Source organism: Pantoea sp. FN0307, assembly GCF_050113815.1.
Taxonomy (GTDB): Bacteria; Pseudomonadota; Gammaproteobacteria; order Enterobacterales; family Enterobacteriaceae; genus Mixta; species Mixta alhagi.
Window position 1 is genome coordinate 330,818 of record NZ_JBNJSO010000001.1, and the last position, 23,704, is coordinate 354,521.

Genomic DNA, 23,704 nt, shown 5'->3' on the forward strand with positions numbered 1-23,704 from the left:
GCCACGATCTTCGCATGTTCCGCCAGCCGGCTCGACAAAAAGTTTATTTTTGCTGGCCTGTCGACAAGGGGAGCGCCGCCAGGCTATGTTCATTATTCGACCACATCAGTGGTCAGCGTCGCTCGGACGGTCCGGGCGCTTACGTATATTCTGAGGATGCTATGGCTGATAACAGCTCGTCTCGTCGTTTTTCGCGTATCGAACGTCTCCCCCCTTACGTTTTTAACATTACCGCTGAGCTGAAAATGGCTGCGCGTCGGCGCGGCGAAGATATTATCGATTTCAGCATGGGCAACCCCGATGGCGCGACGCCGCCGCACATCGTCGAAAAGCTATGTCAGGTGGCACAGCGTGACGATACGCACGGCTACTCCACCTCGCGCGGTATTCCGCGTCTGCGTCGGGCGATCTCTCGCTGGTACGCTGACCGTTATGAGGTGGAGATCGATCCCGAATCGGAAGCGATTGTTACCATCGGTTCGAAAGAGGGGCTGGCGCATCTGATGCTGGCGACGCTTGATCATGGCGATACCGTACTGGTGCCCAACCCCAGCTACCCCATTCATATTTACGGCGCGGTGATCGCTGGCGCGCAGGTGCGCTCGGTGCCGCTGGTGGCTGGCGTGGACTTTTTTAACGAGCTGGAAAGGGCGATCCGCGAAAGTTATCCCAAGCCGAAAATGATGATCCTCGGTTTCCCATCAAATCCTACCGCGCAGTGTGTCGAGCTTGATTTCTTTGAGCGGGTGATTGCGCTGGCGAAGCAGTACAACGTACTGGTGATCCACGATCTGGCCTACGCCGACATCGTTTACGACGGCTGGAAAGCGCCCTCTATTATGCAGGTACCAGGTGCGCGCGACGTGGCGGTTGAGTTTTTTACGCTGTCAAAAAGCTACAACATGGCGGGCTGGCGCATCGGTTTTATGGTGGGTAATAAAGAGCTGGTGAACGCGCTGGCGCGTATCAAAAGCTATCACGATTACGGCACCTTTACGCCGCTGCAGGTGGCGGCCATCGCCGCGCTGGAAGGCGATCAGCAGTGCGTGCGCGATATTGCACAGCAGTATAAACGCCGCCGCGACGTGCTGGTAAAAGGGCTGCATGAGGCAGGCTGGATGGTTGAGATGCCCAGGGCTTCCATGTACGTCTGGGCCAAAATTCCCGATCGCTATGCGGAGCTGGGATCGCTGGAGTTTGCCAAACGGCTATTGCAGGAGGCGAAAGTTTGCGTCTCGCCGGGTATTGGTTTCGGCGACTATGGCGATACGCATGTGCGCTTTGCGCTGATTGAGAATTGCGATCGTATTCGTCAGGCGGTGCGGGGAATTAAAGCGATGTTTCGTGCCGATGGCATTTTGCCGGGCAATGGAAAAAGCGACCTCTGAAAGCAAATCGGGCGACGCATAACGTCGCCCCTATTTTCGCACGCTTACAGCATTAGCATGAAGGTACCAACCCAGACTAACAGGAAAAAAGAGATTCCCATCAACGCGTATTTCACCTGACAACTCCTCTGAGCGGTTATGTCGGTGGCGATCCCAGACCTGCATAACGCGAACAGAATAAAAACAAGGCGCGCTTTCTTTAGTACGACGCCTTTGCTCCGGTTAGTTCTGAATAACTCAGAACGGGATCGCGCGCTAATTTACGCGGATTCGATCACAAAATAAATAGGCATGCTCCGAGCCGTAGCCCGAAAAGCTTGCCGCTACTTCACTTTAATTTCCGGGATCACCGACATGCCTACCCGCAGATGCGCCAGGTTAGGCTGATCGGCATCCAGAACGATTTTAACCGGCAGACGCTGGACCACCTTGGTGAAATTTCCCGTGGCGTTATCTGCGGCAATGGCGGAAAAAGTCGCGCCGGTTGCGGGCGCGATGCTGTCGACGTGACCATGGAACTGCTGGCCGGGCAGCGCATCAACGGTAATCTCTACCGGCTGGCCGGGTTGCACCTTATCCAGCTGGGTTTCCAGATAATTCGCGACAATATAGCTTTGCTCCAGCGGCACCAGCGCCAGCAGGCGACTGCCGGCAGAAACATACGCGCCCTGACGCAGCGCGCGCTGACCCACCATGCCGCTTACCGGCGCTACAATACGTGTATAAGAGAGATTCAGCTGCGCCTGATCGACTGCCGCCTGAGCGGCAGCAATATCGGCCTCCGCCTGTTTCTGGCTGGCCAGTAAAATTGCCGTTTCTTTCTCCGCTGCCACTACCGCAGCCCGATTTTGCTCAACCTGAGCGGCGGCAGATCGCATGGTAGAGCTGGCCTTCTGTTGCTCGTCGGCGGTGGCGGTGCCGCTTTGCAACAGACGACGATAGCGCTCGGCGTTTTGCCCGGCGTAGCTTAAGGTCGCCTGGCTGGCGTTCACCGCCGCCTTTTGCTGGGCAATCACCGCCTGCTGCTGCTCCCGCTGGGCAACAATACTGGCAAGCTTCGCCTCGCTTAGCTGTAGGTTCGCTTTGGCGCTCTCCAGCGCAACGCGGTAGTCGCGGTCATCCAGCGTGGCGAGCAGTTCGCCCGCTTTCACCCGCTGATTATCACGCACCATCACCTGACTGATATAGCCAGAAATTTTCGGCGCAACTAACGTATAGTCCGCGGTGACCCATGCGTCATCAGTGCGATAGTCGGCCCGCATCATGCTGGACCAGATAAAGAAGGCAATAGCCAGTAAGACAATCAACAGTACCGCCAACAGGCCGGTACGTTTAGCAGGTGTTAAAGACATCGTTAAATTCCCGGTTTTGTTATAACAGGTTGTTGTAATAGCGTTTGCGGCGGCCAGACACGCTTCGGCAGCCAGGCGGTCAGCAGGATCAGCAGCAGCGCAAAAGCGATCAGCAACAGATAGCTGTCGCTGATGCTTAATATCTGCGCCTGATGCTTAACCAGCGTGGAGAAGTGGGCGATATTTTCCGTGGAGCTGATGCTGCCGTCCGGCAATAGCGGTACGGAGGCACTGGCTTCTGCAGACGAACCGGCACGCAGCAGCCAGCTGCGGTTGGCAGCGCCGTCCAGTAAAATATGTGAATGAAACTGCTCGCGATGGCTGAGAAACCACTCCACCAGCGTACCGGCCGCGATGCTGGAAAATCCGCGCACGGTATTAAACATTGCTGAAGCAAACGGGCCTTCCGGCGGCAGCACCACCGATGTGGCGCTCATTAACACCGGCAAAATCATCATCGGCTGGCCAAAGGCCTGCATCATCTGGATCAGCCAAAAGTTCTGGCGCGCCCAGTCACCGGTAAGCTGCGAGCCCATCACACAGGAGCCTGCCATCAGCAGGGCGCCGCATGAGAGCACCCAGCGGCAGTCGATCCAGCGCAGATTAAGCAGCATGGCGATAAACGGAGCGATCAGCAGCTGCGGCGCGCCAATCATCAGCGCTAACGGCGCAAACTGTGCGGTGCGAAAACCGTCTACCTGAGAAAAGTATGCCGAAGGCAGCACCGATCCGGAGAGGGCCAGCAGCAGCACGCCCGTCAGCGTAAGCAAACCGTGCGTCAGATTAGGACGTGACAGCATTTGCAGGCGGAACAGCGGCAGCGGATGAAACCACTCATTAATCAGAAAAACCGTCAGCAGCGCCACGCTCGCCAGCAACATAGCGCAGATCAGCGGCGAGCTGAGCCAGTCGAGACGTTCTCCGTGGCTTAACGCCAGGATTAGCAGCGCAATGCCGCTACAGCCGGTGAGCATGCCAAACAGATCCATCTGTCGAAAACGCTCAACCCGCACAGGATCCTGCGGGAGCCCCCAGCCAATCAGCACCATAGCGATCAGCATAGCCGGAATAATTTGCCAGAAAACAAAGGCCCAGCCCACGCTGTCGGTCCAGAAAGCGGCCAGGGTAGCGGCCATATTGGGGCCAAAGGTGGCGGTTAATGCATAGGCGCTCAGTCCGTAAAGCTTTAGCGGCGGCGGCAGAAAGCGCAGCGCGACCGTCATCAGCAATGGCGGCAATGCGCCACCAAAAATTCCCTGCAGCACGCGCAGCGTCAGGAACAGCGGATAGTGCGTGACAAAAGGCAGCAGCGCCGCCATCAGCCCAAAACCGAACGCTACGCCAAGCGCGAAGCGACGCAGCGATAACGTAACGGCAAACCAGGGCGCGATCATCATTGCGGCGACTTCTGCCGCCTGATAGCCAGCAATAAGCCAGCTTCCCCGATCGTAACTGATGCCCAGCGCGGCGCGAATATCGGCCAGAGCCATATCGGTGACGCGATCGTTAAGCCCGGAAGCAAGGGCAGCAATCAGCACCCCGACCAGCCCCAGCGCCAGACGCAGGGTAAAAGGATGGGGAGCCGGTGCAGCGGCAGGCTGACCGTTCATAGCAGGTACTCCATAGCGTTTTTATTATGGTGTGGTGTATTGTGATGCGATACAGTGAGCGCGCATCTTACATGCCGATTAGATGTATTGCAATGTGATACAGGCTGGGAAGGTGGCATGAAATGCGCTACAGTATCGATGCCCTTCATGGAAAGAGAACAGCATGTTCATGTCTGAAAAACCGTACCATCGTGATGATGAGAAAACGGGCGGCATCCAGGTGATTGCACGCGCAGCGAAAATCCTTAACGCTCTGGGAGAACAGCCGGGCGGTATGAGTTTGGGAGAAATTGCTCAGGCGGTGGATCTCCCTCGTTCAACGGTACAGCGTATTGTGGCGGCGCTGGACGCGGCCCAAATGGTACGCAGCCACGGCGCAGGCGGCGTGCGGCTCGGGCCAGCGCTGCTGCGTTTGATCTCCAGCGTTCATACGGATGTCGTGGAAGTGGCGCGTCCTTTGCTGCAGGCGCTGAGCGATGCCACCGGAGAAACCGTTTCGCTGGCGCGCGCCAGCGGCACCCAGCTGGCAATTGTGCATTTTATCGTTGCCGATCGTGAACTGCGCGTTGTACCAAGGATGGGGCTTAATCTGCCTCTGTACAGTACTTCGGGCGGCCGTGCCCTGCTGGCGCTGGAGAGCGATGAAGATGTCCGGGCGCTGGTTGGCGATTCCTGGGATGCTATTACCGAAAACACCATTAAAACCTTGCCGGAGCTGCTGCGGCAGTTAAAAGAGATCCGCCAGAGCGGCGTCTCTTTCGATCGTGGTGAAACCCTGGAAGGGATCTCTACGATGGGCGTTGCGCTGGATACCTTGCTGGGACGCTTTGCCGTTTCGCTGCTGGTGCCGGCGGCGCGCTTTCACAGGAATGAGGCGTTCTATCGTGATGAAATACTAAGATGTAAGGAAGCGATGACGCGTGAAATTGGCAAACATCTGGCGCATGACTGAGGAATAAACAGAATGACAACCTTGCTGGTCGCAATAGATAACTCGGATCACTCACGTAAAGTCGTCTCCCTGGCAACGGAGCAGGCGCGAGCGTTAAAAGCGCAGGTGATGGTACTGTGCTGCATCGATCCGGCCTATGCCACCTGCGGCGAGCCGCTGGATATTACGGCTGGCGAAGATCCGGCTGACTTCGGCGCGGCGCTGGATGAGCAAAACACCGCAGAGCTGGTGATTCGCCATGCGCTGGCACAGCTGCTGGGAGCAGGAATCGTTGCGCGCGGTCGCGTGGTGGCGGGCGAATCGGCGGAGACCATTGTGGCGCAGGCCGCCGTGCTGGATGCCCAAATGATTATTATGGGGCGTCGCCATCTTTCGCCGTTTAATCGTCTGCTGAAAGGTTCCGTGAGCGCAGCGGTTATTGAGCGTGCGCCTTGTCCGGTACTGGTAGACGTTCGCGCGCAGTAACGGGATCGGTAGAAAACTTTGCAGCATTCTCTTTCTGTGCGCGTTCTGTTGCTGGCGAGGGTGCCATCGCACTTCCTGACAGGTAAACGCTCAGCGTTGTGCGTATGATGCTCAGCGCTAACGCCGGATAATCCACAAAAAAAAGCCCGCTTCAGGCGGGCATTCGTAGTTAACTTATTATTATCTATCGTAAAAAACCTGGTGTATAGCACAGATATCATGGCATCTGTAGAGATAATCGCATTTAACAGTCAGCAGCTCTAAACGTTAAATTGAATCGATTCAATAGGTAAAACCATCAATCCACCGCTGCGCTTTAAGCAGCATTCCGATTGTGCCTTTATGGCTGCCTGTTAAGATGCCGCACCAGCATAAGGAAGAATTATGAAAAGCAAAATTTACGGCGTTTTGGCGCTGTTTTTATTAGCAGGCTGTACGGCCAGCAAACCAGGCGCGTTCGAACGAGTGGATGAAGATCTTGTTTCACATACGGTGCAGTATCGCTATCACCCGAAAAAAGTGGATAAAGATGCGTTGAAGCTTGATGTGACCAACTATTGCCACGCTCAGGGCTTTGATTTGGTTGAATCATTACCTCCGCAGGATAGCCATGTGCCGGGATTAACCACGGTCTGGTATCAATGTAATTTCGCTTTAAAAAGCTAAAAAAGAAAAGGGCGAGAATATTCTCGCCCAACTTTTCCTACCTTATTTTTATTATATTGCTGTGTGCAGGCTTTGCCCGCCAGGTATGTTGCTGTGACCTACCCGTTTAGAATTTTTTTTACCATCCTCGATGATGATGGCGCCAGCCCTTATGATGGCCGTTATCGTGCTGCCAGCCCTTATGATGCCCGCGATCGTGAGCAATGATACATCCGCTTAGCATGCTGACAATCGCCAGTACAGAAGCGCTTTTTATCATTATTTGCATGATCAATTCTCTTATTGCCTTTAATGCCGTCCACTATAAAAGCTAAAAGTGAAGGAATAACGGCACTAATGTAGAGTTTAATATTTAAATATTAATAAATGTTTCAATGCAATTAAGAGTAGAGTAAAAGGGCCGCGCAAAAATATAGGAATGGGCTGAATGGAAAGCAATAATAGCAGGAATTATCCTAAACGCAACCCCTCATCTATATTCTCATTCTCATTTGCCGTCCAGGTGATTAGTTTTTCCCTGGCCATTTTTTCAAAGGGAGAAATATTTACCTTGCCGGGCCGATAACAAGTGAAAATATTAAAGCATTGCCCAGGAAATAACTGGCGATCCTGAAGAATGATTCTGGATAAATATACAGGTAAAAAATTAATAAAGTGCTTAATCCGGGCGCTATAGCTTTATCTGTATGGATCGCCATGATAAGAGCGGAGGCAGTCCGGCGCGTAGCTGCAAAATGTTTTACTGATATCCACAGGTGATGACCACGCATGGCGAAAGCCTGAAATCGTGATTATTTTGCCTGGCGGGTAAACCCCGACACGGCAATTTCCGCTACAGTTTATGCACCAAATGCGTAGCGAAAAGGAGCCATAATGAACTGGCAGGTAGAGCGCGTTTTACCCATTGAGGCCGAATTGGGCGAATGCCCGCTCTGGTCAACCGCAGAGCAGGCGCTGTGGTTTGTTGATATTCTGGCCCCGGCGATTCATCGCTTTGATCCAAAAAGCGGCGAACACCGGGTATTCCCACAGCAGGAAGAGGTGGGCTGTATCGGTTTGCGCCGTGAAGGCGGCCTGGTAGCGGCGTTGCGCAGCGGCGTCTGGTTTATTGACGCACAGGGAAAGCCGGAGCGTAAAATAGCTGATAATCCAGGTGAAGCGAGTAAAAGCCGCTTTAATGACGGGCGCGTCGATCCCTTTGGCCGTTTCTGGTGCGGCAGTTTGTGGGAGCCTCAGGATCGTAACGGCGCGAAGCTCTGCCGTCTCGATAAAGATCTACAGCTGCATGTGATCGATGAGGATATCAAAGTCTCTAACGGTCTGGCTTTCTCCCCCGATCGTCGCTGGATGTATCACAGCGACACGGCGAACCATGTGATCTGGCGCTATTCGCTTGATGCTGAAACCGGCGAGAACGGCAAGCGCGAGCTGTTCCGGCGTTTTAGCGATGGGCTAATGCCGGATGGGGCGGCGGTAGATGAAGAAGGTTTTTACTGGTCGGCGATGTTTGATGGCGGACGTATCGTGCGCATCGATCCAAATACCGCAGAGATGGTAGATGAAATTCCACTACCGGTGCGCTGGCCGACGATGGTCGCCTTTGGCGGCGAGGATTTGAAAACGCTCTATATCACATCCAGTCGGGAAAATCGTAGCGCAGAAGAACTGGCGCAGTACCCATGGTCCGGAAGCCTATTCGCGGTACGGATGCCGGTTGCTGGTCTGCCTGAACCCTCGTTTGGTTAAAAGAAACCGGACGGCCTGTAGCGCGTCCGGTGTCTGAATAACAGCCTGCCGGGTGCCCTGATGGCTTACCCGGCAGCAGTATCAACCGCGTTGCAAAACCTGCTGCATGCTGCGCTCCCGATGCGGTATACGAATCATCAACGACATCACCAGTGAAATAACCAGCAGCGTCATAATCAGGCTGAACGTCACGGTAAAGCCGCCAAACAGCGAAGCGATAAGCGAACCCAGCACGCTGCCGATACCAAAACCCAGGTAAATAACGCCGTAATTTTTCGTCAAATTATTAAGACCAAAGAAATCACTGACCAGGGAAGGGTACACGGTAATGGTGCCGCCGAAGCTAAAGGCGATGCAGGCAACGGAAATAAAGAAAGTGGTTTCGTTCATCTGAGTAAACAGCAAGATAGCCATGCCTGCCAGTGAAACGACCTGCGCCAGTGTAATAACCCGGATGCGGGCAATTTTATCTGACAGCACGCCTAAGATCAGACGACCGCTCAGGTTGGCGATAGCGATAATCGTCACCGCACTGGCTGCGGTTTGCGTACTGAGATGCACCATACCCTCGCCGATATCTTTCGCTACGCCAATCACATACAGGCCGCTCATGCAGGCCGTCAAAAACATCAGCGCCAGCATCCAGTACTGCGGCATACGCATTGATTGCGCCAGGCTGAAATCGCGCGCGGCGGCCTCGCCGTTCTTGTTTTGAGAAGCCTGCTGCTGCGGCGCATCTTTCATCAGCAATGCGCCTAAAATCACCATGCTCATGGCGAGGGCACCCCAGATTAAAAAGGTATTTTCCAGCGTGAAATGCGCCAGCAGGCTGCTGCAGATAAATTTAAAGCCGAGGCTGCCCAGTCCGTAAGCGCCGATAGCGCAAGCGGAGATAACGCCTTTGCGTTCCGGGAACCATTTTACGCAGTTTGATAATGTCATCAGATAGCCTGCACCATCCGCCAGACCAACCAGCACGCCTGCGCTCAGCCACAGCATCAGCAGTGAATTGGCCTGCGCCGTAAGGTAAAAGCCTAATGCCAACAGCAGACCGGCGCCGATAGCCACGTTACGCACGCCAAAACGCTCCTGCAGTTTGCCGGCTACCGATGACGAGAGCGCCAGCCCGAGGCTGAGTAAACCAAACGAGAAGGCGACCTGGCTAACTGGCGCATCCAGCTTTTGTGATAGCTGACCGTTAAACAGGCTCCAGGTATAAACAGAGCCGAGTGCGAATTGAGTAATAATGGTACCGAGTAGCGTTAGCCAGCGAACTGAATCTGGAACGGACGAGAGGTTTGCTCTGCTCATTATCTTCTCCCTAAGGGAATGCCTTAATTAGCCTGATAATAGAGCCGGTGCATCTTACTATGGGGAAAATTGCCGCGAACAGCCACGCGTAAGGAATAAAGTGCCTGTTTCACGGTATGAACGGCATTGCATTAATTAATAAGAAGAAGGCTGGCGAGCAAAGGGAGGTTAAAACCAGGGCTCAGAGGTGAAACTTTGGTAAATATTTTGCTAAACAAGGAGAATATATTATTGCAATCGCGATCGTATCGCAATTTGTTTGGTTTATCTGACCGATCTGTTTAACGCAGCATTAAGCCGGTCCAGATAAAACTGTCGCAGCGCCTGATCTAACTGCTGGCGACGTGCATCCGGATAAGAAGCGAGCCAGCTATCAACAAAAGGCTTACAGAGAAGAAAAGCATGATTAACGATCGCCTCTGGCGCTTCGTTGCTGCCCATCTGCGGCAAAATATGGCCATTAAGGCAGTCGGTCATCGGATTAACATGCGTTAGCGGGTTAGCTAAGGTTGCCGGCATAACGTTAACCAGCAGACTAAATAACAGCGCGCCACGGGCAATAAACCACATAATTTCTCTCCTGACAGGCATTTTTCCGTGAAGATATCGCTAAATCGCAAGCAAACTTCAATAAGCGTTGCAATATATTTCCTCTCGGGAAAATTTATACCGGAAACTATTATTTGTGCCAGACTTAGTTTTTACATAAAAGGAGGAAATATGAAAGACCGAGCATATGAATCCACTGCCAAAGAGGACGAAGTCTGTTGTCTTATCGGTCGTGCTGTTATTGAACTGAGTGACGCCAGTCAGCCATTAAACAAATCGACCCTCTCGCTCAAGCTGCTCTCTATGGCAGACAGTGAAAGCGATGATGACCGGGTTCTACTCTACTGGCTGGCAAGGAAAGCGCTCAACCAGCCGCACCAGGTAGTAAACCTGAGCGCCTTCCGTCAGGCGCGTTAAGCTAAACCGGCAGGCATGGAGGCCTGCCATGGGTTCACAGGTATAAGAAAGGCGCTCATCTGTCCGGCTCTGTTTATTGTGCGGTGAAAAGCGCTGGGATTGTTTTTATTTAGTGTTAATTAGACTCATCAGGCGATAGTGGTTTTTATCGCGAATCTACACCGGCAACATGTGAAATATCTTCAGACTAATAATTTTTTATATAATTTATTAAAATGGATATGTTTAACTTCAAGGCTGTGCTGATATCTGAGATGTTTATAATAGGCACTTCTCTTATTTTACTGCCACGAAAATTTATAATTTATCTTCAGCGAAAACGGTACGCCGCTAAACACTTAGTGTGGCTGAGCGCTTAATGCCTGCAGTGCCCAATAGTTGAACATCTAAAATAGCTGGCGACTTACCATGATTGCGGTAGCAAAACAAAAAACAGATGGGTAATAAGTGATGGTGAATCAAACGGGAGTTCTGGTTGCGCCTGCCAGGATTTGGCGAGCGTAAGTGAAGTTAACAAACGCTGAGATGGCGTCCCCTGCAGGAATCGAACCTACAACTAGCCCTTAGGAGGGGCTCGTTATATCCATTTAACTAAGGGGACAGCGGCGGGCAGTATAGCGCAATTTGTTCACCAGATTAACCACTTACCCGCCTGACTGCTTATTCTGTCAGCAATTTTGTCATTTACGCTGGTTTTTCTGCGCTTTCTCCCCCTGCTGCGCCTGCTTTTTCTGTTTCGCTTTTGCCTGCGCTTTTTGTTCAGCGCTCATATCGTTGCGGATTTGCGCATGACTGATCAGCGCGAAAATGAAGGTGCCGCCGATAATATTGCCTGCCAGCGTCGGTATCGCGAAGGGCCAGATAAACGCCTGCCACGGCAGCTCGCCGGTAAACACCAGATAGCAAACCTCTACCGAACCCACCACAATATGCGCAAGGTCCCCCAGCGCCACCAGCCAGGTCATCAGAATAATCACCAGGATCTTGGCGGCGCCTGCGGAAGGGAACATCCAGACCATGGTGGCGATAATCCAGCCGGCAATAATGGCGTTAGCGAACATCGCTGTTGGCGAATTCTCCATCACTTTTTCACTGATATGCGTAAAGGCAAGACGCGTGGCATCATCAAAAATTGGCATATGGGCAAAGGCCAATGCAACCAAACCCGTGCCGATCAGGTTCCCCAGCAGCACCATGCCCCAAAGACGTAGCAGCAGTAGAAAATTACTGCCGCTCGGTTTATGCATTATTGGCAGTACGGCAGTAACGGTGTTTTCCGTAAACAGTTGCTGGCGCGCCATAATGACAATAATAAAGCCGAAGGTATAACCCAGGTTCTCCAGCAAAAATCCCCCTGGAATATCGCCCAGGTGTACCTGAAAAATACCTTTGGCCATTAGCGAAGCGCCCATGGAAAGGCCGGCGGCGATGGCAGACCACAGAAGCGCTATGCTGTCGCGTTCCAGCTCTTTCTCACCCTCCTGACGGATCTGTTCATGAATCGCCGCCGCGCCTGAGGGCAGTTGCTCTTCATCAACCTCAATCTCTTCTCCCTGATCCTTTTCCTCGCTTTCCACTTCCGGTTCATCGTTCTTATGTTGTGACGTCATAATTCACCCTGCGTTATTAACCAGTGATTTAAGCGTAGCCAGTTTTCAGGTAAGTAAAATGTGACCTGATTTTAGAATAAAAGTAACAAACCTTTAATATCGTGTTTTTTTTCAACAAAAGAGCTATCTTCTGCAGCTTATCTATTCATATCAGTACTTTCTAAACGCAAGCACGGACTTCGGCCGAATACTGACTTATGTTATTATCGCGGCCCGATTCAATAGCGCGAACGATTCCTTTTATGTTGGAAGTCACCAGCCTGACCTGCATTCGCGATGACCGTATTTTATTCAGCGACCTTAATTTCACGGTGAATAGCGGCGACATCGTGCAGATTGAAGGGCCTAACGGCGCGGGTAAGACCTCACTGTTACGTTTACTGGCGGGCTTGAGCCGTGCAGAAGAGGGCGAGGTGCGTTGGCAGGGAGAGCGTCTTCAGCAGCAGCGCGAGCAATGGCAACGCGATCTGTTGTTCCTTGGGCATCAGCCTGGCGTGAAAAATGTTCTGTCGCCGCTGGAAAATCTCACCTTTTATCATGCCGAATGTGATGACGAGCAGTGTTTCGCCGCGCTTGAAGCAGTAGATCTGACGGGATTTGAAGAGATAGCAGTAGCGCAGCTGTCGGCGGGCCAGCAACGGCGCGTTGCGCTGGCGCGGCTGTGGTTAAGTCAGGCGCCGGTGTGGATTTTGGATGAGCCTTTAACGGCGATTGATGTTAATGGCGTCGAAAAGTTAATGACGCTGTTTGTGCAGCATGCGCAACGGGGCGGCATGGTGATTCTTACCACCCATCAGCCGCTGCCTGATGCAGCCTGGCCACTAAGAAAAATTAGCCTGACGGCAGGAGAACGCATCTGATGTTATGGCGCGTGATAAGCCGCGAGCTGCGCATCGCCTTTCGCAGCGGGGCGGAAATCATTAACCCGCTGTGGTTCTTTTTGATTGTGATTACGCTATTCCCGTTGGGGATTGGGCCTGAGCCGCAGCTGCTGGCGCGTATTGCGCCGGGCGTGGCGTGGGTCGCCGCCTTGCTCTCATCGCTGCTGGCTCTGGAGCGGCTGTTCCGGGATGACTTTAACGATGGCTCTCTGGAACAGCTGTTGCTGCTGCCGACGCCGCTGCCAGTGACGGTGCTGGGAAAAGTGATCGCGCACTGGCTGATCACCGGCCTGCCGCTGTTGCTGTTGTCGCCGCTGGCCGCGCTGCTGCTGTCGCTTGATTTTAACGGCTGGCGTGCGCTGGCACTGACATTGTTACTCGGTACGCCGGTGTTGAGCCTGCTTGGGGCGATCGGCGTGGCGTTAACCGTGGGCCTGCGCCGGGGAGGCGTACTGCTTAGCCTGTTGGTATTGCCACTGGCGGTGCCGGTGCTGATTTTCGCCAGTGCCGCCATTGATGCCGCCAGCATGGGGCTGCCCATCAGTGGTTATCTGGCGATTCTGGGGGCCATGCTGGCGGCCAGTCTCTGCCTGGCACCGTTTGCGACAGCGGCCGCGTTACGTATCAGCCTGCACTAAGACAGGCTATGAATTTATATTTTTACCGTGAGCAATAACAATGTGGAAATGGATACATCAGCTGGCGAAGCCCGAACGGCTTTATCAGTTTAGTGGTCGCTTAGTGCCGGGATTTGCACTGCTGGCGACCGTGGCGCTATTTATTGGCTGGAGCTGGGGATTTGGTTTCGCGCCGGCAGATTATCAGCAGGGAGAGAGCTATCGCATTATCTATATCCATGTGCCTGCCGCTATCTGGTCGATGGGCATCTACAGCGCAATGGCCGTTGCCGCTTTTACCGGTCTGGTATGGCAGATGAAGATGGCTGATTTAGCCGCAGCCGCTATGGCGCCGGTTGGTGCAATTTTTACCTTTATCGCGCTGATTACCGGAGCGGCCTGGGGGAAACCAATGTGGGGCACCTGGTGGATCTGGGACGCGCGGCTAACGTCAGAGCTGGTGCTGCTGTTCCTCTATATGGGCGTTATCGCACTGTATAACGCTTTTGATGACCGGCGTCTTGCCGGACGCGCCGCCAGTATTTTGATTCTGGTGGGCGTAGTAAATATCCCCATTATTCATTTCTCCGTACAGTGGTGGAATACCCTGCATCAGGGTTCCTCAGGCATGTTACAGCAGGCGATTGCGCCTGAGATGCGCGTGCCGCTGCGCTGGTCGATTATCGGTTATCTGCTGCTGTTTATTACCCTGACGCTGATGCGGCTGCGCAATTTGATCTTACTGACCGAGCGTCATCGTCCCTGGGTCGCCGCACTGGTGAATAAGGGAGGGCGATCCGCATGAAGCCTGCATTTTCTTCCTGGCACGCTTTCCTGGCTATGGGCGGCTACGGCTTTTATGTCTGGCTGGCGGTGAGCGTCACGCTACTGTCACTGGCCGCGCTGGCAGGACATACCTTATGGCAACGTCGTCAGCTGTTAAAAAGCGTCCGACAGTATCAGGCGCGTGAACGCCGCATCAGGGCGGCAAAAATGAAACGGGCCGCCAGCGAAGCGGCAGGAGAGTGATGTGAATACCCGTCGTAAAAACCGCCTTTATGTGGTCGTGGCGATTCTGACTGGCCTGGGCCTGGCAACGGCATTAGTGATGTATGCGCTGCGCGCTAATATTGACCTGTTCTATACCCCCAGCGAAATTCTCTATGGCAAAGGCGAAGCGCATACGCTGCCTGAACCCGGTCAGCGGCTGCGCGTTGGCGGTATGGTGATGCCCGGCAGCGTTAAGCGGGATGAAAAAACGCTGCGCGTCTCTTTTAAGCTGTATGACGCCAACGGCGTGGTTAACATTAGCTATGAAGGCATCCTGCCCGATCTGTTCCGCGAAGGGCAGGGCGTGGTGGCGCAGGGCGAATTGCAGGTGGGCAATTTGATCCAGGCAAAAGAAGTGCTGGCGAAGCATGATGAAAAATATACTCCGCCGGAAATCAGCGATGCGATGAAGAAAAACCATCACGGAACCGTGGCGGCAGCGCAGCCGCAAGGTGATCGCTCATGATGCCAGAAATCGGTCATTTCTTGCTCTGTCTGGGGCTGGCGCTGGCGCTGCTGTTGAGTCTCTATCCGCTATGGGGCGCAGCGCGCCAGGACAGCAGGTTAATGGGGCTGGCGCGACCGCTCGCCGTTGGCCTGTTCTTCTGCGTGGCTGGCAGCTTTCTGCTGCTGGTGCATGCCTTTGTGGCTAATGACTTTACTGTTGCCTATGTGGTCAGCAATTCTAATAGCCAGTTACCGCTGTATTACCGCATCGCTGCCACCTGGGGAGCGCATGAGGGATCGCTGCTGCTGTGGGTATTGATGCTTAGCGGCTGGACGCTGGCGGTGGCGATATTTAGCCGCGCCATGCCACAGGATGCAATCGCGCGCGTGCTGGCGGTTATGGGCATGATTAACTTCGGCTTTTTGCTGTTTATCATTTTTACGTCCAACCCATTTGCCCGTACCTTGCCGGACTATCCCATTGACGGCCACGATCTGAATCCGATGCTGCAGGATATCGGTCTGATTTTCCATCCGCCGCTGCTCTATATGGGGTACGTTGGCTTTTCAGTGGCCTTTGCGTTCGCTATCGCTTCGCTGATGGCGGGGCGGCTGGATACGGCCTGGGCGCGCTGGTCGCGGCCCTGGACACTGGCGGCCTGGCTGTTCCTGACCATCGGTATCGTGTTGGGTTCCGCCTGGGCCTACTACGAACTGGGCTGGGGCGGCTGGTGGTTTTGGGATCCGGTGGAAAACGCCTCCGTTATGCCGTGGCTGGTGGGCACCGCATTGATCCACTCGCTGGCGGTAACGGAAAAGCGCGGTGCCTTTAAAGCCTGGACCGTACTGCTGGCGATCGCAGCCTTCTCCCTCAGCCTGCTGGGAACATTTCTGGTGCGCTCCGGCGTGCTGGTTTCGGTGCATGCTTTTGCCTCCGATCCGGCTCGCGGCATGTTTATCCTCGCGTTTCTGGTGATCGTTATCGGCAGTTCGCTGTTGCTGTATGCGGTAAAAGGCGGGCAGGTGCGCAGCAGGGTGCAAAACGATTTCTGGTCACGCGAGTCATTCCTGTTGGGCAACAACGTATTGTTGATGGCTGGCATGCTGGTGGTGCTGCTGGGAACCCTGCTGCCGCTGGTGCACAAGCAACTGGGGCTGGGCACTATCTCGGTGGGCGAACCCTTTTTTAATACCATGTTCACCTGGCTGATGGCGCCTTTTGCGCTGTTGCTGGGCATCGGCCCGCTGGTACGCTGGCGACGCGATGAACCGCAAAAGCTCTGGAAGCGGCTGGCGCTGGCGCTGTTGATCACGCTGCTGCTGTCAATCATCCTGCCGTGGCGGATGCAGGATCGTATCGAGGCGATGACGGTAGTAGGCCTGATAATGGCGCTGTGGGTGATTATTCTCACGCTGCTGGAGCTGCACGAGCGCGCCACGCATCGTCATACTCTGCTACGTGGCATCCGGCATCTCTCCCGCAGCCACTGGGGCATGGTGCTGGGGCATCTGGGCGTTGCGGTTACGGTGATCGGCATCGCCTTTAGCCAGAATTACAGCATTGAGCGCGACGTACGCATGAAGGCGGGCGACAGCGTGGATATTCATCATTATCACTTTGTTTTTCGCGACGTACGTGAACTCAACGGCCCTAACTACAGCGGCGGAGCGGCAATCATTGAGGTGACGCGTGACGGCAGGCCGGAAGCGACGCTGCGGGCGGAAAAGCGCTACTACAGCGTGGCGCGCAGCATGATGACCGAAGCGGCGATTGATGGCGGCCTGACGCGCGATCTCTACGCCGCGCTTGGCGAGGAGCTGGATGACGGCTCCTGGGCGGTGCGTATTTATTACAAACCTTTTGTGCGCTGGATATGGTACGGCGGCCTGTTTATGGCCTTCGGCGGCCTGCTTTGCCTGCTGGATCCGCGTTATCGCAGCCGTAAAAAAGCGCAGCGGGAGGAGGCATGAACAAGAAACTTTTTTATATTCCGCTGATCCTGTTTTTGCTGCTGGCGCTGGCGCTAATGTGGCAGCTAACGCGCAACGCTGAAGGCGACGATCCGACGCGGCTGGAGTCGGCGCTGATCGGTAAGCCGGTGCCGTTGTTTAAGCTGGAGTCGCTTGAGCGTCCGGGACAGGTTTACGATCAGACGGCACTGGCGGACGGCAAACCGCTGCTGCTGAACGTCTGGGCAACCTGGTGCCCTACCTGCCGCGCCGAGCATCAGTATCTGAACAGGCTGGCAGAGCAGGGCGTGCGGGTGGTCGGTCTGAATTACAAGGATGACCGCGCAAAAGCGGTGAACTGGTTAAACACGCTGGGAAATCCTTATGCGCTGAGCCTGTATGACGGCAGCGGCATGCTTGGGCTGGATCTGGGGGTATATGGCGCGCCGGAAACCTTCCTGATTGATGGTCAGGGCATTATTCGCTATCGCCATGCGGGCGATCTCAACGCACAGATCTGGCAGCGGGAAGTCGCGCCGCTGTGGCAAAAATATAGCAGGGAGGCGGTACAATGAAGCAGCTATTCATGTTGCTGGCGGGGCTGTTGTTCAGCCTGAACGCGCTGGCAGCGATTGAAACCTGGCAATTTGATTCTGCCGCGCAGGAGCAGCAGTACCGTGAGCTGACCGCCTCGCTGCGTTGCCCAAAATGCCAAAATAATAGCATTGCCGATTCGAATGCGATGATCGCAGCAGATATGCGCCTGAAGGTCTATCAGCTGTTGAAGCAGGGCCAGGATAAGCATCAGATTACGCAGTATATGATCGACCGCTACGGCAATTTCGTTACCTACCAACCGCCGGTTACGCCATCAACGCTGATCCTGTGGGCCGGTCCATTGCTGTTTATTATCGCGGGGGCGCTGGTGATTTTTCTACGCAGCCGTCGTCAGCCGGACGCCGACGAGCAACTGAATGCGGGCGATCAACAGCGCCTTGACGCGCTGCTGAAAGATCACAGGAAATCGTCATGACTCTTTTCTGGATAGTGCTTACCGCTCTGCTACTGGCCGGGTTGCTATTACTGTTAACCGCTGGCTGGCGCGGTGACCGTCAGTCGCCGGTGGACCGCGATACGTTAAATAAAATGTTCTACCAGCAGCGCCTGAATGAGCTGGAGCAGGATGAGGCACAGGGCGTGATCGCCGCCCGTCAGCCGATGGTGCAGGAGCTACAGCAAACGTTGCTGACCGATATTCCTTGCTCTTCTTTATGCACACCGGCGCGTCCGCTAAGTCGCTGGGTGCTGCTGCCCGGCGCACTGTTGCTGGTGGTGGTTAGCCTGGGATGTTATCTGAAAACCGGCGATCTGCCGGGCCTGATCGTCTGGCATCAGGTGCAGGATGATTATCCCGCGCTGCGCGCGCGTTTGCTGGATCCGCAGGCGCAGCCGCTAACGCCGGAGGAGCTGGCGCGTCTGGGGCTGGGGTTGCGCACGGCGCTGCAGCAGGATGGCAGTAAGCTGCATGACTGGCTTATGCTGGGGCGCATCGGCATGGTGTTGAATAATCGCGATACGGCCGTTGAGGCGTTTCAGCGCGCATTACAGCTGGCGCCGAATAACGAAGAGGTAAAACTCAGCTATGCTGAAGTGCTGACCCGCTCCAGCGATCCGCAGGATAACCGTGAAGCGCAGGCGATGCTCAACGTTATGCAACAGCAGGATCCGGCGAATATGCGTCTGCTGAGTCTGATCGCCTTTAATGCTTTTCAGCAGCAAGAGTACACACAGGCAATTAACGCCTGGCAAACCATGCTGAGGCAGTTACCGGCCAGCGATCCACGTACAGAACAGGTGCAGCGAAGTATCCAGCAGGCGAAAACGGCCGCCGGACTGCAAACCAGCCAGCTTTCGCTCACTATCACGCTGGCAGATGCTGTAGAAAAAATGTTACCGCCGGGCGGAGTCATGTATATTTCTGTTTCCGACGGTGTTTCACCGGTTCCGGTGGCAGTGAAAAAGCTGCCGCTGAGTCATTTTCCGCTATCGCTGACGCTGGATGACAGCAATGCCATGATGCCGGAACGTCTGCTTTCGGCGCTGCATCAGGTGCAAGTTCGCGTGCGTATTGCGCGTGACGGCAGCGCAACTCCCCGGCCAGGCGACTGGTTCGGCGAGAGTGCGTTAACGCCTTTTGATGGTCATCAGCATCTTGCTGTTGAGATTAATCAGCAGCAGCCCTGAAGCGGTAAGCAATTAATTATACAGGGAGAAAATTATGAACTTCCGCCTGACGGGGTTGGCGCTGGCCAGCATTTTGTTAGCAGGCTGCGCCAGTTCACAGCATAACGACGAACCGCAGGGGCGTTCCGATCCGCTGGAAGGTTTTAACCGCACGATGTTTGATTTCAACTACAACGTGCTGGATCCTTATGTGCTGCGCCCGGTAGCGGTCGCCTGGCGCGACTATGTGCCGGTTCCGGCGCGTACCGGCGTCAGTAATTTCCTTGGTAACCTGAGTGAGCCGGCAGCAATGGTGAACTCATTCCTGCGCGGCGATCCCTATCGCGGTATGGTGCACTTTAACCGCTTCTTCCTGAATACCGTGCTGGGTCTGGGGGGCTTTATCGATGTTGCCGGCATGGCGAATGATAAGCTGGCGCGTGAAGAGCCGCCGCGCTTTGGCGGTACGCTGGGTACCTGGGGCGTCGGCTACGGGCCATATGTGGTGCTGCCTGGCTATGGCAGTTTTACGCCGCGTGAGAATGGCGGTGATTATCTTGATACGCTTTATCCGGTATTGAGCTGGCTGAGTTGGCCGATGACTGCCGGAAAATGGGTGCTGGAAGGGGTAGAAACGCGGGCACAGCTGCTGGATTCCGATGCGATTTTGCGTAATACCCGCGATCCTTACGCATTCGTGCGTAACGCTTACTTCCAGCGTCACGACTTCCTTGCCCACGGTGGCAAGCTGAAGCCGCAGGAGAACCCTAACGCGCAGGCGATTCAGGGCGATCTGGATGAGATCGACGCTGAGTAAAGATAAATAAAAAAGCGGGGTGAACCCCGCTTTTTTATGGCGTGACTGGCGCAGGCCGCTTTACTTTTCTGCCCGGACGCCCTGCGCCTTGATACAGGTGCATCAATAAGGCGGGAGACCCCCGCCTTTTCACCTTGATTAAATCAATAAGCAATCAGAAGCGATAGTTAAAGCTGGCGCCGTACAGCCATGCCTTGCCTTCTGAGCTAAATTCGTAAGGCGTTATCGTACCGTTGCGTGCGGTCGCCACTGGATCGATGCCTTCACGCACGGTAACTTTCTGTCCGTGCATATAAGAAACGCCCACATCTACCGACGCGTTCTCATTAAAGGCGTATGAGGCACCCGCGCTCAGCCACAGGCGATCCTGATCCGGAATCGAGATAGAACGCTTATCAGCCGGAACCGGGCTGTCATCAAAGGCGATACCGGTGCGGAACGTCCAGTGCTCGTCATAGAACCAGGTGGTACCGAGCGCAATACGGTAAGCATCGCGATAGCTTTCATCTTTATAGAAAAGCTGCTGACCATTGCTGCCGGTGGCCCTCAGCTCCTGGAACTGACTCCAGCTGGTGTAGGCCAGGCTATAGTGCACCGCCCACTGCGGAGCAACTTTATGATAGCCTGAGACTTCCCACATTTCCGGCAGGTTCAGGGTCAGCGCGCCCGGAATGGTGCTGCCGCTGGTGCCGTAAGGCAGATCCAGTCCTGCTCCACCGATAATGGGGTTTAACTGCGAAGGAATGGCGCTTTTGTAATCGCCATTAAAATCGATTTTTACTTCGGAACGGTAGGTCAGGCCGAAGCGGTTATCATCATCCACTTCATATAAAATACCGGCGTTCCAGCCATAGCCCCATTCATCGCCTTTCAGGTGCGCAATTTGCGTATCCGCCGCGGCGGCTGGCAAACCCACAGCCGGGAGCAGGCCGCCAAGTTCGCCCATATAGCGTTCGATTTTCGCTCGCGCATAAACCGCATTGAATCCCACGCCGAAGCTGAAATGCTCATCCATGCGCCATGCGGTGCTGAGATTAAGATTAGTGGTCAACAAATCAGTTTTACCGCCGAATGCGCCGCCCGCGTAATCATTATTAAATTCGGTAGCCAGACCGTAATTTGTGGTTGCGGAAGCGCCCACCCACCACTGGTCATTAATGGGTTGCACATAATGAATATTGGGCACCCATTGCGTTGGGGCAATATTATTCGCACGCAGGCTATTACCCGCGCCGCTATCGCCATTAATATTAACATCGGGATCGATAAATACCGCGCCAACAGAAAACATTGGGCGATCCATTAATGCCATCGTCGCTGGGTTACGGCTGGCAGAGGCTGCCGTGTCGCCCATTGCCCCTTCGCCTGAATAAGAGCGACCCAAACCGATTGAAGAAAATTCATTGAGCTGAAAGCCCGCTGCATAAAGATTTGAGGAAGCGATTGCGACTGCTACTGCTAAAGCTGACTTTGCACACAGGTTTTTATGGTTCATGACCACAACCTCATTATGTGATTTTTATAAAATCTGTTACATCAAGTAACAAGGAGCCGGGGATTTTAGGGGCTGAAATACAACGGACAAATCAGACCAGTGCGCACAGTATAGGTCTGACCTGTGTCTATGTTGCAATCTTGTTCTTTAAATATTTCAAATGTGATCGATAAAATAAGATCTCCTTAACAAAAAAAGGCGTTTTCCTGAATCGAAGTGTGCTTAATCCTGCGTCAGATCAATATTATTCGTGATTGCGTTCACACAAGTTAGTGCAGATAAAAAGGCGGGGTAAAATAACCTGCAGTTAAAATTGACTGTATAAAAGCATGCCAGGAGAGAGCGATGAGTGATGCTTTAAATAAATGTAGCGCTAACGAAACAGCAGCCTGCTGCTGCGTTGATGTCGGCACCGTAATGGATAACAGCGATTGTACCGCCTCGTGGTCACGCCTGTTTGAGAATCGTCAGCAGGCCGAAGCGATGCTGGCTTCGCTTACAGAAAAAGCGCGTGGCGTTGAATCTGAACCTTGTGTTATCACCCCGATCTTCACTGAGCAGCCTGATGGTGTGCGTCTGGATGTGGATTTTACCTTTAGCTGCCAGGCGGAAACCCTCATCTTCCAGCTCGGCCTGCGCTAACTCCTGCCTGTCGGCGCAGGAAACGGCGCCGATTTTCCTTGCCCGCAATGCCGGTGCTCGTGCCGGTTTCATCTTTTCGGCAACTGTGTTGCTGCTCTCATTTTCTCGCCGCGCCGCTGGCACGCTTAAACAAACTGTTTACACTGTGCAGGTCTGACCTCTTTGGCAATGATGCTGCGGTCGCGGTTAACAGGTGAGAATAATGAGCAGAGCGCTTCCTTTGCTGACGCGTCAGGGCGATCGCATCGCCATTACCCACGGACTTCGCACCCCCTTTGCCCGACAGGCGACGGCGCTGCACGGCATTCCGGCAGTTGAGCTGGGAAGGATGGTGATCAGCGAACTCATGGCCCGGAGCGAAATCCCGGCGGAGATCATTGAACAGCTGGTTTTCGGACAGGTCATTCAGATGCCTGAAGCGCCCAATATTGCGCGCGAAATTGTATTAAGCAGCGGTCTCAACGTTCAGACCGACGCCTACAGCGTCAGCCGCGCCTGTGCCACCAGTTTTCAGGCGGTGGCTAACCTGGCGGAAAGCCTGCTGGCCGGTAGCGTCAGCGCCGGTATCGCTGGCGGAGCCGACTCCTCATCGGTTTTACCGATTGGCGTCAGTAAAAAACTGGGCAGGACGCTGGTCGACCTCACTAAAGCCCGCACCCTGAGCAAAAAACTTAGGCTGTTTAGCCAGCTGCGTCCGCGAGACCTGTTACCGGTGCCACCTGCGGTAGCGGAGTATTCTACCGGCCTACGCATGGGCGATACCGCTGAACAGATGGCGAAAACGCATGGCATCAGCCGCGAGCAGCAGGATGCGCTGGCGCACCGTTCCCATCAGCGCGCAGCGCAGGCCTGGCGGGAAGGTAAGTTAACGGATGAAGTGATGACAACCTGGGTGCCGCCATGGCGCGCAGCGCTTCAGCAGGACAATAACGTACGTGAAAACAGCGCCGTTGAGGATTATGCCCGGCTGCGTCCCGCCTTTGACCGTCAGCATGGCAGCGTGACGGCGGCCAACAGCACACCGCTTACCGACGGCGCCGCTGCGGTGATCCTGATGACCGAATCGCGCGCGCGCGAACTGGGGATAACGCCGCTGGGTTATCTGCGTAGCTATGCCTTTACCGCTACCGATGTCTGGCAGGATATGCTGCTGGGGCCTTCATATGCCTCGCCGCTGGCACTGGATCGTGCGGGCGTCGCGCTAAACGATCTTACGCTGATTGATATGCATGAGGCATTTGCTGCGCAAACGCTGGCTAATCTGAAAGTATTTCGCGACGAGCGTTTTGCCCGCGAGGTGCTTAATCGTCCCCAGGCGCTGGGGGAAGTGGACCAGGAGAAATTTAATGTTCTCGGTGGCTCTATCGCCTATGGACATCCTTTTGCCGCAACCGGCGCGCGTATGATTACGCAAACGCTGAACGAACTGCGGCGGCGCGGTGGCGGTCTCGGTCTGGTTACCGCCTGTGCGGCTGGCGGGCTGGGTGCGGCAATGGTACTGGAGGTTGAATAAGGT

The 23,704-nt window shown here is 54.5% G+C and carries 26 protein-coding genes and 1 tRNA gene; 18 read left to right on the forward strand and 9 right to left on the reverse strand.

Features of this window, described 5'->3' with window-relative positions:
• Positions 1 to 161 precede the first annotated feature (161 nt).
• Entirely contained in the window at positions 162 to 1,388 is a 1,227-nt protein-coding gene (gene alaC, locus ACQE3Z_RS01555; RefSeq protein ID WP_250650506.1) for an alanine transaminase, read from the forward strand.
• A 44-nt stretch (positions 1,389 to 1,432) separates the two neighbouring features.
• Here the strand turns inward: alaC and ypdK are convergent, their stop codons facing one another.
• From ypdK to ACQE3Z_RS01570, 3 genes are all read right to left on the reverse strand, one after another.
• Positions 1,433 to 1,504, reverse strand: coding sequence for a membrane protein YpdK (gene ypdK, locus ACQE3Z_RS01560; protein WP_103061073.1), 72 nt, complete (start codon positions 1,502 to 1,504; stop codon positions 1,433 to 1,435).
• Positions 1,505 to 1,711: 207 nt separating this feature from the next.
• Positions 1,712 to 2,740, reverse strand: coding sequence for an HlyD family secretion protein (locus ACQE3Z_RS01565; protein ID WP_426971801.1), 1,029 nt, complete (start codon positions 2,738 to 2,740; stop codon positions 1,712 to 1,714).
• A gap of 2 nt (positions 2,741 to 2,742) precedes the next feature.
• Positions 2,743 to 4,350, reverse strand: a complete 1,608-nt coding sequence (locus ACQE3Z_RS01570; RefSeq protein WP_426971803.1) for an MFS transporter — start codon at positions 4,348 to 4,350, stop codon at positions 2,743 to 2,745.
• A 169-nt stretch (positions 4,351 to 4,519) separates the two neighbouring features.
• Between ACQE3Z_RS01570 and ACQE3Z_RS01575 the strand changes: the two genes are divergently transcribed.
• The 3 genes from ACQE3Z_RS01575 to ACQE3Z_RS01585 all read left to right on the forward strand — a co-directional run bounded on the left by ACQE3Z_RS01575 (position 4,520) and on the right by ACQE3Z_RS01585 (position 6,433).
• A complete protein-coding gene (locus ACQE3Z_RS01575) occupies positions 4,520 to 5,302 on the forward strand; it encodes an IclR family transcriptional regulator (RefSeq protein WP_250650503.1) in 783 nt (260 codons plus the stop codon).
• Between the two features lie 12 nt (positions 5,303 to 5,314).
• Complete coding sequence (locus tag ACQE3Z_RS01580; protein WP_426971805.1) at positions 5,315 to 5,767, forward strand: universal stress protein; 453 nt, start codon at positions 5,315 to 5,317, stop codon at positions 5,765 to 5,767.
• A 384-nt stretch (positions 5,768 to 6,151) separates the two neighbouring features.
• A complete protein-coding gene (locus tag ACQE3Z_RS01585) occupies positions 6,152 to 6,433 on the forward strand; it encodes a hypothetical protein (protein ID WP_426971806.1) in 282 nt (93 codons plus the stop codon).
• Positions 6,434 to 6,551: 118 nt separating this feature from the next.
• On the opposite strand, the gene ACQE3Z_RS01590 is transcribed toward ACQE3Z_RS01585, so the two are convergent.
• The gene (locus ACQE3Z_RS01590; RefSeq protein ID WP_426971807.1) at positions 6,552 to 6,701 is read right to left on the reverse strand and encodes a hypothetical protein; all 150 of its coding nucleotides are present in this window, start codon (positions 6,699 to 6,701) and stop codon (positions 6,552 to 6,554) included.
• Positions 6,702 to 7,306: 605 nt separating this feature from the next.
• Between ACQE3Z_RS01590 and ACQE3Z_RS01595 the strand changes: the two genes are divergently transcribed.
• Positions 7,307 to 8,179, forward strand: coding sequence for an SMP-30/gluconolactonase/LRE family protein (locus ACQE3Z_RS01595; RefSeq protein WP_426971809.1), 873 nt, complete (start codon positions 7,307 to 7,309; stop codon positions 8,177 to 8,179).
• An 81-nt stretch (positions 8,180 to 8,260) separates the two neighbouring features.
• Here ACQE3Z_RS01595 and ACQE3Z_RS01600 read toward each other — a convergent pair whose 3' ends face one another.
• Together ACQE3Z_RS01600 and ACQE3Z_RS01605 are read right to left on the reverse strand one after the other, a co-directional pair.
• A complete protein-coding gene (locus ACQE3Z_RS01600) occupies positions 8,261 to 9,490 on the reverse strand; it encodes an L-lactate MFS transporter (protein WP_426971810.1) in 1,230 nt (409 codons plus the stop codon).
• 264 nt (positions 9,491 to 9,754) lie between these two features.
• Positions 9,755 to 10,060 (reverse strand): hypothetical protein, encoded by a 306-nt coding sequence (locus tag ACQE3Z_RS01605; RefSeq protein ID WP_426971812.1) that lies wholly within the window; start codon positions 10,058 to 10,060, stop codon positions 9,755 to 9,757.
• A 150-nt stretch (positions 10,061 to 10,210) separates the two neighbouring features.
• On the opposite strand from ACQE3Z_RS01605, the gene ACQE3Z_RS01610 reads away from it, so the two are divergent.
• Entirely contained in the window at positions 10,211 to 10,456 is a 246-nt protein-coding gene (locus ACQE3Z_RS01610) for a hypothetical protein (RefSeq protein ID WP_426971814.1), read from the forward strand.
• A 526-nt stretch (positions 10,457 to 10,982) separates the two neighbouring features.
• Here ACQE3Z_RS01610 and ACQE3Z_RS01615 read toward each other — a convergent pair.
• Together ACQE3Z_RS01615 and ACQE3Z_RS01620 are read right to left on the reverse strand one after the other, a co-directional pair.
• A tRNA-Arg gene (locus tag ACQE3Z_RS01615) sits at positions 10,983 to 11,057 on the reverse strand.
• 79 nt (positions 11,058 to 11,136) lie between these two features.
• Positions 11,137 to 12,066, reverse strand: coding sequence for a formate/nitrite transporter family protein (locus ACQE3Z_RS01620; RefSeq protein WP_426971816.1), 930 nt, complete (start codon positions 12,064 to 12,066; stop codon positions 11,137 to 11,139).
• 242 nt (positions 12,067 to 12,308) lie between these two features.
• Between ACQE3Z_RS01620 and ccmA the strand changes: the two genes are divergently transcribed.
• From ccmA to mlaA, 10 genes are read left to right on the forward strand one after another with little or no spacing between them, the layout of a single operon-like run.
• Entirely contained in the window at positions 12,309 to 12,926 is a 618-nt protein-coding gene (gene ccmA, locus ACQE3Z_RS01625) for a cytochrome c biogenesis heme-transporting ATPase CcmA (RefSeq protein ID WP_426971817.1), read from the forward strand.
• Positions 12,926 to 13,585, forward strand: coding sequence for a heme exporter protein CcmB (gene ccmB / locus ACQE3Z_RS01630; RefSeq protein ID WP_250650494.1), 660 nt, complete (start codon positions 12,926 to 12,928; stop codon positions 13,583 to 13,585). Before ccmA ends, ccmB begins: the two co-directional genes overlap by 1 nt.
• 40 nt (positions 13,586 to 13,625) lie before the next feature.
• Positions 13,626 to 14,369, forward strand: a complete 744-nt coding sequence (locus ACQE3Z_RS01635) for a heme ABC transporter permease (protein ID WP_085070953.1) — start codon at positions 13,626 to 13,628, stop codon at positions 14,367 to 14,369.
• Positions 14,366 to 14,593, forward strand: coding sequence for a heme exporter protein CcmD (gene ccmD, locus ACQE3Z_RS01640; RefSeq protein ID WP_426971819.1), 228 nt, complete (start codon positions 14,366 to 14,368; stop codon positions 14,591 to 14,593). The genes ACQE3Z_RS01635 and ccmD overlap by 4 nt, the downstream gene beginning before the upstream one ends.
• 1 nt (position 14,594) lies before the next feature.
• Complete coding sequence (gene ccmE / locus ACQE3Z_RS01645) at positions 14,595 to 15,080, forward strand: cytochrome c maturation protein CcmE (protein ID WP_426971820.1); 486 nt, start codon at positions 14,595 to 14,597, stop codon at positions 15,078 to 15,080.
• Positions 15,077 to 17,032 carry a heme lyase CcmF/NrfE family subunit gene (locus ACQE3Z_RS01650; RefSeq protein WP_426971821.1) on the forward strand — a complete coding sequence of 652 codons (1,956 nt, stop codon included), beginning with the start codon at positions 15,077 to 15,079 and terminating at the stop codon, positions 17,030 to 17,032. The genes ccmE and ACQE3Z_RS01650 overlap by 4 nt, the downstream gene beginning before the upstream one ends.
• The gene (locus ACQE3Z_RS01655) at positions 17,029 to 17,586 is read left to right on the forward strand and encodes a DsbE family thiol:disulfide interchange protein (protein WP_426971822.1); all 558 of its coding nucleotides are present in this window, start codon (positions 17,029 to 17,031) and stop codon (positions 17,584 to 17,586) included. The genes ACQE3Z_RS01650 and ACQE3Z_RS01655 overlap by 4 nt, the downstream gene beginning before the upstream one ends.
• Positions 17,583 to 18,044 carry a cytochrome c-type biogenesis protein gene (locus ACQE3Z_RS01660; RefSeq protein WP_426971823.1) on the forward strand — a complete coding sequence of 154 codons (462 nt, stop codon included), beginning with the start codon at positions 17,583 to 17,585 and terminating at the stop codon, positions 18,042 to 18,044. Before ACQE3Z_RS01655 ends, ACQE3Z_RS01660 begins: the two co-directional genes overlap by 4 nt.
• Complete coding sequence (gene ccmI / locus ACQE3Z_RS01665; protein ID WP_426971824.1) at positions 18,041 to 19,255, forward strand: c-type cytochrome biogenesis protein CcmI; 1,215 nt, start codon at positions 18,041 to 18,043, stop codon at positions 19,253 to 19,255. The genes ACQE3Z_RS01660 and ccmI overlap by 4 nt, the downstream gene beginning before the upstream one ends.
• A 34-nt stretch (positions 19,256 to 19,289) precedes the next feature.
• Positions 19,290 to 20,051, forward strand: a complete 762-nt coding sequence (mlaA, locus tag ACQE3Z_RS01670; RefSeq protein ID WP_426971825.1) for a phospholipid-binding lipoprotein MlaA — start codon at positions 19,290 to 19,292, stop codon at positions 20,049 to 20,051.
• A gap of 154 nt (positions 20,052 to 20,205) precedes the next feature.
• Here the strand turns inward: mlaA and fadL are convergent, their stop codons facing one another.
• Complete coding sequence (gene fadL, locus ACQE3Z_RS01675) at positions 20,206 to 21,546, reverse strand: long-chain fatty acid transporter FadL (protein WP_426971826.1); 1,341 nt, start codon at positions 21,544 to 21,546, stop codon at positions 20,206 to 20,208.
• A gap of 345 nt (positions 21,547 to 21,891) precedes the next feature.
• Here fadL and ACQE3Z_RS01680 point away from each other — a divergent pair, with 345 nt between their 5' ends.
• Both ACQE3Z_RS01680 and fadI read left to right on the forward strand, forming a co-directional pair.
• The gene (locus tag ACQE3Z_RS01680; RefSeq protein WP_426971827.1) at positions 21,892 to 22,188 is read left to right on the forward strand and encodes a YfcZ/YiiS family protein; all 297 of its coding nucleotides are present in this window, start codon (positions 21,892 to 21,894) and stop codon (positions 22,186 to 22,188) included.
• A gap of 202 nt (positions 22,189 to 22,390) precedes the next feature.
• Positions 22,391 to 23,701 carry an acetyl-CoA C-acyltransferase FadI gene (fadI, locus tag ACQE3Z_RS01685; RefSeq protein WP_426971828.1) on the forward strand — a complete coding sequence of 437 codons (1,311 nt, stop codon included), beginning with the start codon at positions 22,391 to 22,393 and terminating at the stop codon, positions 23,699 to 23,701.
• The last annotated feature ends 3 nt before the right edge of the window (positions 23,702 to 23,704 follow it).

What these genes read in the sequence shown, in the direction of transcription:
- alaC (WP_250650506.1), top strand. Translation starts at nt 162, where the DNA reads ATGGCTGATAACAGCTCGTCTCGTCGTTTTTCGCGTATCGAACGTCTC.
- ACQE3Z_RS01565 (WP_426971801.1), bottom strand. Translation starts at nt 2,740, where the DNA reads ATGTCTTTAACACCTGCTAAACGTACCGGCCTGTTGGCGGTACTGTTG.
- ACQE3Z_RS01570 (WP_426971803.1), bottom strand. Translation starts at nt 4,350, where the DNA reads ATGAACGGTCAGCCTGCCGCTGCACCGGCTCCCCATCCTTTTACCCTG.
- ACQE3Z_RS01575 (WP_250650503.1), top strand. Translation starts at nt 4,520, where the DNA reads ATGTCTGAAAAACCGTACCATCGTGATGATGAGAAAACGGGCGGCATC.
- ACQE3Z_RS01580 (WP_426971805.1), top strand. Translation starts at nt 5,315, where the DNA reads ATGACAACCTTGCTGGTCGCAATAGATAACTCGGATCACTCACGTAAA.
- ACQE3Z_RS01585 (WP_426971806.1), top strand. Translation starts at nt 6,152, where the DNA reads ATGAAAAGCAAAATTTACGGCGTTTTGGCGCTGTTTTTATTAGCAGGC.
- ACQE3Z_RS01590 (WP_426971807.1), bottom strand. Translation starts at nt 6,701, where the DNA reads ATGCAAATAATGATAAAAAGCGCTTCTGTACTGGCGATTGTCAGCATG.
- ACQE3Z_RS01595 (WP_426971809.1), top strand. Translation starts at nt 7,307, where the DNA reads ATGAACTGGCAGGTAGAGCGCGTTTTACCCATTGAGGCCGAATTGGGC.
- ACQE3Z_RS01600 (WP_426971810.1), bottom strand. Translation starts at nt 9,490, where the DNA reads ATGAGCAGAGCAAACCTCTCGTCCGTTCCAGATTCAGTTCGCTGGCTA.
- ACQE3Z_RS01605 (WP_426971812.1), bottom strand. Translation starts at nt 10,060, where the DNA reads ATGTGGTTTATTGCCCGTGGCGCGCTGTTATTTAGTCTGCTGGTTAAC.
- ACQE3Z_RS01610 (WP_426971814.1), top strand. Translation starts at nt 10,211, where the DNA reads ATGAAAGACCGAGCATATGAATCCACTGCCAAAGAGGACGAAGTCTGT.
- ACQE3Z_RS01620 (WP_426971816.1), bottom strand. Translation starts at nt 12,066, where the DNA reads ATGACGTCACAACATAAGAACGATGAACCGGAAGTGGAAAGCGAGGAA.
- ccmA (WP_426971817.1), top strand. Translation starts at nt 12,309, where the DNA reads ATGTTGGAAGTCACCAGCCTGACCTGCATTCGCGATGACCGTATTTTA.
- ccmB (WP_250650494.1), top strand. Translation starts at nt 12,926, where the DNA reads ATGTTATGGCGCGTGATAAGCCGCGAGCTGCGCATCGCCTTTCGCAGC.
- ACQE3Z_RS01635 (WP_085070953.1), top strand. Translation starts at nt 13,626, where the DNA reads ATGTGGAAATGGATACATCAGCTGGCGAAGCCCGAACGGCTTTATCAG.
- ccmD (WP_426971819.1), top strand. Translation starts at nt 14,366, where the DNA reads ATGAAGCCTGCATTTTCTTCCTGGCACGCTTTCCTGGCTATGGGCGGC.
- ACQE3Z_RS01650 (WP_426971821.1), top strand. Translation starts at nt 15,077, where the DNA reads ATGATGCCAGAAATCGGTCATTTCTTGCTCTGTCTGGGGCTGGCGCTG.
- ACQE3Z_RS01655 (WP_426971822.1), top strand. Translation starts at nt 17,029, where the DNA reads ATGAACAAGAAACTTTTTTATATTCCGCTGATCCTGTTTTTGCTGCTG.
- ACQE3Z_RS01660 (WP_426971823.1), top strand. Translation starts at nt 17,583, where the DNA reads ATGAAGCAGCTATTCATGTTGCTGGCGGGGCTGTTGTTCAGCCTGAAC.
- ccmI (WP_426971824.1), top strand. Translation starts at nt 18,041, where the DNA reads ATGACTCTTTTCTGGATAGTGCTTACCGCTCTGCTACTGGCCGGGTTG.
- mlaA (WP_426971825.1), top strand. Translation starts at nt 19,290, where the DNA reads ATGAACTTCCGCCTGACGGGGTTGGCGCTGGCCAGCATTTTGTTAGCA.
- fadL (WP_426971826.1), bottom strand. Translation starts at nt 21,546, where the DNA reads ATGAACCATAAAAACCTGTGTGCAAAGTCAGCTTTAGCAGTAGCAGTC.
- ACQE3Z_RS01680 (WP_426971827.1), top strand. Translation starts at nt 21,892, where the DNA reads ATGAGTGATGCTTTAAATAAATGTAGCGCTAACGAAACAGCAGCCTGC.
- fadI (WP_426971828.1), top strand. Translation starts at nt 22,391, where the DNA reads ATGAGCAGAGCGCTTCCTTTGCTGACGCGTCAGGGCGATCGCATCGCC.